Origin of the sequence: Arsenophonus sp. ENCA, from assembly GCF_002287155.1 — a bacterium.
In the GTDB taxonomy this organism is placed as follows: domain Bacteria; phylum Pseudomonadota; class Gammaproteobacteria; order Enterobacterales; family Enterobacteriaceae; genus Arsenophonus; species Arsenophonus nilaparvatae.
Genome location: NZ_NHNG01000116.1, coordinates 1 through 7,284 on the forward strand (window position 1 = coordinate 1; position 7,284 = coordinate 7,284).

Genomic DNA, 7,284 nt, shown 5'->3' on the forward strand with positions numbered 1-7,284 from the left:
CTCTATCAATACGTTATTGGCTTTGTCCTGAGTGTGGAAAAGAGCATGATAGAGATATCAACGCTGCGATCAATATCTGTCATCAAGGATTAGCTGATTCGCTAGGGCATAGCGATTATGTAAAGAGTTCCCTTGTAGCAATACCTGTCAGTGCTGGTGCTACAACGAAAGCTATTGGCATGAGCTAATAGGGGTCATAAGAAGCCCCCACTATAATCAGTTTTGATTTAGTGGTGGGAGCAAGTCACTGAATGCAATATTTATTACGTTGTCACTGACCGTCAAGGCCCTTTATTGGTTTGATCGTATCCCAAGAGCGGCATGAAGGACAATACCAATATAAAGAATGGGTAGTAAAACCACATTTACGGCAACGGTAATCAGGTTTAGAGCGGATTTGCTCGCCAACAATATTGCGCAGTAATTCCAGACTCTCTTTTGCTCTGCCTTCTTCTGCGTCTGCCAAATGATAATCGATCAGTTTATAAAACAATCGCATCGTTGGATGACGTTCAAGTTGCTGTTTAATAAATATTTGCGCTTTTTCTAGCCCTTTTCTTTTTTCAATTATTTCCGCCAGATAAAGCTGAGCAGTTGCTCCACAATCGCCGGCAACACATTGCTGGATATAAGCTTCCCAATCATGCCAATTCGCTAAATGATGATAACATTCATAAAGCATGGTTAAAGTTTCACTGACTAAATCTCTATCTTGATCAAAAACTTGTTTAAGTACTGAAATGGCTTTTTCATATTCAGCTCGGGCGATATGAATACGCCCTTTCATAATAGAAACTCGAGTAGCGTTTTTATTTGATTGAGCGGCTTTATTTAGTAAAAGAAATGCACCATCAAGATCGTCACTACTCAGCTCCAATAGTGCCAGTTCGCAATAAAAATGAGCTATTTCTTGTTTAAATTGAGGATTGCCCATTTTGACTAATTTTTCGGCAACCTCGATTGCTTTATACCAATCGCTAGTTGCTTGATAAATAGTAAGTAAAGATTGTAACGCACTAAAGCGAAAATCTTGCTCATCAACTAGCTGCAAAAAAATATTTCGCGCCCGATCATAAACTCCTGCCGATAAATAATCTCGTCCAAGCTGCTGTGTGGCTAATAGTTTCTGCTCAAAGGATAATGAGTTACATTCAAACAAGGATTGATGAATACGGATAGCCCGTTCAATCTCCCCCCTTGAACGGAAAAGATTGCCTAATGTCAGATGAGCCTCAAACGCCGAGCTATCTTCTTTAAGCATATCTAAAAACAGATCAACGGCTTTATCTTGTTGATTAGATAGCAAGAAATTGACACCAGCTACATATTCACGGGATAAACGATCAGCATTTTGTTGTTTATCTTGTTGAGCACTTCTGCGTCCCATATACCAACCATAGGCAGCGGCAATAGGCAGTAGCAGAAATAGCAGCTCTAACATAAAAAATTACCTTTTTTCATTTGTAACAACTGCCACTTTAGTATCGTGTTCACTTTGAGTTGATTCGGTTAATTGACTTTCTAAACGTTTAATCTTACGTCTTGCATTTGATAATGAAATTAATGCCTTAGCGTAAAACACGCCGCAAATAAGCCAACCCAGAAAGAATCCAACCGCAAAAAGGACGGCTAGTAATGTCGATATTGGATAGTCACCTTTAGCAATCAAATAATTAAATGTTACTATCTGATTATTGCTTGAGCCAAGTGTCACGGAAACAATAAAAATGGCTACAGCAAGTAATAAAATTAAAAAATATTTCACGTTTTTTCCTATTGTTGCTTAATGATAGAAAAGCGGCGGAAACACTTTTCGTTGCTTAACTTAGCATCTAAACCCAATAAAGAAAGTGAATTATATCAACACTCACCTTTTTATTTAAATAAACATTTCAATGGTAGATAACATAATGAGTTACCACAAAAATTTTCCTATAACATGTTAATGGTGCAAAAATGTTTTTAATCAAAAAATTCCTTATTGAATTTATCCCATTTAACGAAATACTAGTGTTGCTGGCTATTTTTTTCAATAAATGAAAAAAGCTCAAAACATTTATTTTTATTAGGCACCGGTTTCAATCAGCAAACCTCAATCTAAATTGATAAACAAAATGTGCTTATAGTTAAAATAGTTAATTTTTTAATAATCATATTGTAGTAATATGAACATAAACTTATCTACTGATGATATCCACTAGCCTAGTAAAATATATAGGTAAAAATAATTTGATAACTATATTTAACTATTTTTTAACGCGCTTTTCCTTAATTTTAAATCCAGAGTTTCGATCATTATGTATAACACTATGCAGTTAAAACGTATAGCTGAAGCCAAATTACCTACTCCTTTTGGTGAGTTTCTACTTGTTGGTTTTGAAGAAATTGTTAATGGTAATAATCATATCGCACTTATTTATGGTGATATTACTGATGGAAAACCCGTTCTTTCCCGTATTCACTCGGAATGTTTGACCGGAGATGCCTTATTTAGTGTACGTTGTGATTGTGGTTTTCAACTAGAAGCAGCACTTAAACAAATTGCCGAAGAAGGTAGCGGAGTACTACTATACCATCGTCAAGAGGGGCGTAACATCGGATTATTAAATAAAATCCGCGCCTATGCTCTGCAAGATCAGGGGCTGGATACTGTTGAGGCCAATTTAAAACTCGGATTCAAACCCGATGAACGTGATTTTACTGTCTGTGCTGACATGTATAAATTATTGGCGATAAATGAACTGAGATTATTAACCAATAATCCTAAAAAACTGGAAATTATGAAAGAAGCTGGAATCAATGTCGTAGAACGAGTTCCTCTGATTGTTGGTCGTAATCCCAAAAATAGTGACTATCTCAATGTAAAAGCCAGCAAATTAGGTCATATTCTATCTGATAAGGCTAAAAAATAATCAATTAATTATTATCAAAAACTGTCTGCTTTTAACAGAGCTGTTTTTGATGGTTTAAATCCGTTTATTTTAACATTTGACGAATAACATACTGCAGAATACCGCCATGACGAAAATATTTTAATTCAGTCATCGTATCAATGCGGCAACGCATCGCTATTGTCGTTTTCTGATCATTTTTATCAGTAATGGTTACTGTAATCATCTCGCCTGGAGTAATCGTTTGCAAGCCTGCAATGTCAATTGTCTTATCACCAGTCAATTTTAACGTTTTACGGTTTACATTAGCCGGAAATTCTAACGGTAAGACCCCCCATACCAATCAAATTAGAGCGATGAATTCGTTCATAAGATTCAGCAATAACCACCCTTACCCCGATTAATAGGGTTCCTTTAGCTGCCCAGTCACGACTAGAACCGGAACCATACTCTTTGCCAGCAATAATTGCTAAAGGTATCTTTTTTTGCTGATATTGCATGGCGGCATCATAGATTGCTAGCTGAGTCTGTGTTGGTATATAGCGCGTAAATCCCCCTTCAACCCCAGGAAGCATCTCATTACGAATACGAATATTGTCAAATGTGCCTCTCATCATAACTTCATGATTACCTCGCCTCGAACCATACGAATTGAAATCTGTTGCTTGTACGCCATGGGACTGTAAATAACGGCCGGCTGGACTATCGGCTTTAATATTTCCAGCTGGTGAAATATGATCGGTCGTAACAGAATCACCCAAGATTGCAAGAATATGAGCAGCATGAATATCAGTGATCGGCGCCGGCGCAAGCTGCATGCCATCAAAAAACGGAGGATTACGAATATAAGTTGAATCAGGTTGCCATGAATAAGTGGCTGAACTTTTTACATCAAGCGCCTGCCATGCTTCATCGCCATCAAAAACTGCATTATATTCTTTATGGAACATGTCAGATTTTACTAACTGTATTACATCAGCAATTTCCTGACTGGTAGGCCATATATCTTTGAGTAAAAGATCTTTACCATTTTTATCTTGTCCCAACGGCTCATCAACAAAATTTATTTGCATATTACCCGCTAACGCATAAGCTACCACTAAAGGTGGTGATGCCAACCAGTTGGTTTTTACTAATGGATGGATCCTACCTTCAAAATTTCTATTGCCTGATAGCACCGCACCAACAGTTAGATCATGTTTTTTGATTGCTTCTTCTATTGGCGCCGGTAGTGGCCCTGAATTACCAATGCAAGTGGTGCAGCCATAGCCAACTAGATTAAAACCTAACTGATTTAAATAATCAGTCAATCCCGCTTTAGCTAAATAATCAGTAACCACTTTCGAACCCGGTGCTAACGAAGATTTTACCCAAGGTTTACGCACTAAACCTTTTTCAACCGCCTTTTTCGCGAGTAATCCTGCCGTCATTAAAACGCTTGGGTTTGAAGTATTGGTACAGGAAGTTATCGCCGCAATAACAACCGCTCCTTCTTGTAACTGAAAATTTTTACCATCATAACTGACCGATGGCGCAGGCTCTTTGGTTGATTTATTTAACTCAAGCTCGAGTGAATCTTTAAATGCATGTGGAACCTGGCTCAATTCAACCCGATCTTGAGGGCGTTTGGGCCCAGCCAGACTGGCTTCCACCGATGCTAAATCTAATACCAAGGTACTGGTAAAAATAGGTTCTTCACCTGGATGGCGCCATAATCCTTGTGTTTTAGTATAATTTTCAACTAAAGCAATTTCATCTTCCGAACGCCCTGTTAACCGCACATAGCTTAATGTGATTTTGTTAACCGGGAAGAAACCACATGTAGCGCCATATTCAGGAGACATGTTGGCAATGGTAGCACGATCCGCGAGCGGTAAATCAGTTAAACCATCACCGTAAAATTCAACAAATTTACCCACTACGCCATGTTTACGCAGCATTTGGGTAACAGTCAAAACTAAATCAGTAGCGGTGATCCCTTCGTTTAGTTTGCCTATTAATTTAAAACCAACTACATCTGGAATGAGCATCGAAATCGGTTGACCCAACATTGCGGCTTCAGCTTCAATACCACCCACTCCCCAACCTAAAACTTCCAAACCATTGATCATCGTGGTATGAGAATCCGTACCAACCAATGTGTCTGGATAAGCGAACAATTTTCCTTCTCGTTCTTCATACCACACTGCCTTACCTAAATACTCCAAATTTACCTGGTGACAAATACCTGTTCCGGGCGGTACAACCCTAAAACGATTAAATGCCTTTTGTCCCCAACGTAAAAATAGGTAACGTTCATGGTTGCGTTGCATTTCAAATTTTACGTTATTACTAAAGGCTTGAGGAGTGGCAAATTCATCAACCATAACCGAATGGTCAATAATTAAATCGACCGGCGATAATGGATTTACCTTATTAACATCACCACCTAATCGTTGCACGGCTTCGCGCATTGCAGCGAGATCAACCACTGCTGGCACACCAGTAAAATCCTGCATCAAAACTCGGGCTGGTTGATAGGCAATTTCACGCTCAGCATGCCCCGTATGCTGCCAACCAACCATGGCCTGCAAATCTTTTAATACAACAGATTTTCCATCCAGATGGCGCAACAAATTTTCAAATAGTACTTTAAGTGATTTTGGCAGATTCGAAATATCACCTAACTGTTTGGCTGCAATAGGTAAGCTAAAATATTCATAGTGTTTACTTCCAGCGGAGAGTGTGGATGCACAGTCCGTTCTTAGACTTAACGACATAACTCCTCCTTTTATTATTTTTTATCTAGATAACTAAGATGACGCATCTTATAAAGATAATATATTAGAAATATTTTTCGGTTATGTAACACATAATGATCATTAAATATGATTTTGTTCAAAATAAATTAAACGTGTTAACGCTAAATAGCCCTGGTTTGAAGTGGAATTAGTGCATAAGAAAAAATATAAAATAAAAAAAATCATAAATAGAAAAGAAACTCTAATTTTTATTAAAATTATATTGTTGGTAATTGAATCTCTTTAAACATTTCTTCAATTTCTTCATTTGAACGTAATGCAATCGCTTTATCAACAACATCAGGCGTTAAATGTGGTGCAAAACGCCAAATAAAATCATACATATAGCTACGCAGAAAACTATTACGATGAAAACCTATTTTTGTAGTGCGATAGCTAAACTTATCCCGCATATCAATAATAACTAAGTCTTGATCTTGATTAGGGTCAACTGCCATGCTAGCAATAATTCCTATACCTAATCCCAATCTTACATAAGTCTTAATAACATCAGCGTCAGTGGCGGTAAAAATAATCTTAGCCTGTAAACCTGCCTTATAAAAAGCCTCATCCAATTCAGAGCGGCCTGTAAAACCATGGGTATAAGTCACAATCGGGTATTGAGCTAGTTCACTAATGGTAATATTTTTCTTGTCAGCTAAAGGATGATCAGCTTTAACGACAACCGAGCGATTCCAATGATAACAAGGTAACATCACTAAATCTTTATAAAGATGTAACGCTTCAGTCGCAATAGCAAAGTCGCTATTTCCTTTACTGACATCTTCCGCAATTTGTATCGGCGAACCCTGACTCATATGTAATGAAACTTGTGGATAATGTTCGATAAATTGTTTAATAACCGGAGGAAGAGCATACCTTGCTTGAGTATGCGTGGTAGCAATGGCTAATATGCCACGATCAGGATAAGTATGTTCACCAACGACTGCTCGGATAGCGTGCATTTTTGTCATCACTTCTCGAGCAATTTTAATTACTTCCTTGCCGGCTGGGGTAACATGAGTTAAGTGTTTACCACTGCGTCCAAAAATTTGCACTCCCAATTCATCTTCAAGCATACGAACCTGTTTGCTTATACCTGGTTGTGATGTGTATAACCCTTCTGCTGTTGATGAAACATTTAAATTATGATTTTCAATCTCTACAATGTAACGTAATTGCTGTAATTTCATCTTATTCAGCGTCCTTATAAATTGAATAAAGGATTAATTATTTTATAACTTATGGGCACCTCGAAAAACTCAAGATTTTCAATTAACCCTTGGCTTTCATTCTAAATAATTAGATTTTTTTTGATTATCACGTTACTGATTCTATCGCACATTGCCCTGGCTAGGGCCATTTGACCCATTCTGGGCGTCAGAAAGCCACGATGCACGCGCTCTGGAAGTACGCCAACCGCTTTAGGTTGTAACATGCTGCCATCATCGTCATGGCAAAATTAGCGCGCACCTGTCCAATGGTGCGGATCAGTTTTCTACCCATTTGTTCCATCGCCGCAAATGCATGTTCAACCCGTGCCCTAGTCTTTGCAATCCTGTGGTTTCGCCCTTGCTGAGTCTTGGACAACGGTTTGTTTCGATGGCCTTTAC

Annotated in this window: 6 protein-coding genes and 1 pseudogene; 2 read left to right on the plus strand and 5 right to left on the minus strand. The window is 38.1% G+C overall.

Annotated elements, in window-relative coordinates:
* Positions 1 to 188: zinc ribbon domain-containing protein (locus CBG25_RS03340; RefSeq protein ID WP_290604511.1), on the plus strand; the 188-nt coding region annotated here is incomplete at its 5' end.
* 83 nt (positions 189 to 271) lie between these two features.
* Here CBG25_RS03340 and lapB read toward each other — a convergent pair.
* Positions 272 to 1,441 carry a lipopolysaccharide assembly protein LapB gene (lapB, locus tag CBG25_RS03345; RefSeq protein WP_290604513.1) on the minus strand — a complete coding sequence of 390 codons (1,170 nt, stop codon included), beginning with the start codon at positions 1,439 to 1,441 and terminating at the stop codon, positions 272 to 274.
* Positions 1,442 to 1,447: 6 nt separating this feature from the next.
* Complete coding sequence (locus tag CBG25_RS03350) at positions 1,448 to 1,765, minus strand: LapA family protein (protein ID WP_290604515.1); 318 nt, start codon at positions 1,763 to 1,765, stop codon at positions 1,448 to 1,450.
* Positions 1,766 to 2,309: 544 nt separating this feature from the next.
* Between CBG25_RS03350 and ribA the strand changes: the two genes are divergently transcribed.
* Entirely contained in the window at positions 2,310 to 2,912 is a 603-nt protein-coding gene (gene ribA / locus CBG25_RS03355; protein ID WP_290604519.1) for a GTP cyclohydrolase II, read from the plus strand.
* Positions 2,913 to 2,976: 64 nt separating this feature from the next.
* On the opposite strand, the pseudogene acnA reads toward ribA, so the two are convergent.
* From acnA to CBG25_RS03370, 3 genes and pseudogenes are all read right to left on the minus strand, one after another.
* Positions 2,977 to 5,650 (minus strand): annotated as a pseudogene (acnA, locus tag CBG25_RS03360) (aconitate hydratase AcnA).
* A 239-nt stretch (positions 5,651 to 5,889) separates the two neighbouring features.
* Positions 5,890 to 6,864: an HTH-type transcriptional regulator CysB gene (gene cysB / locus CBG25_RS03365; RefSeq protein ID WP_290604517.1), complete on the minus strand. Its 975-nt coding sequence runs from the start codon at positions 6,862 to 6,864 to the stop codon at positions 5,890 to 5,892.
* A 187-nt stretch (positions 6,865 to 7,051) separates the two neighbouring features.
* Positions 7,052 to 7,284 (minus strand): transposase (locus CBG25_RS03370; protein ID WP_290604297.1); only part of this gene is annotated, 233 nt, incomplete at its 5' end.

What these genes read in the sequence shown, in the direction of transcription:
- cysB (WP_290604517.1), bottom strand. Translation starts at nt 6,864, where the DNA reads ATGAAATTACAGCAATTACGTTACATTGTAGAGATTGAAAATCATAAT.
- lapB (WP_290604513.1), bottom strand. Translation starts at nt 1,441, where the DNA reads ATGTTAGAGCTGCTATTTCTGCTACTGCCTATTGCCGCTGCCTATGGT.
- ribA (WP_290604519.1), top strand. Translation starts at nt 2,310, where the DNA reads ATGCAGTTAAAACGTATAGCTGAAGCCAAATTACCTACTCCTTTTGGT.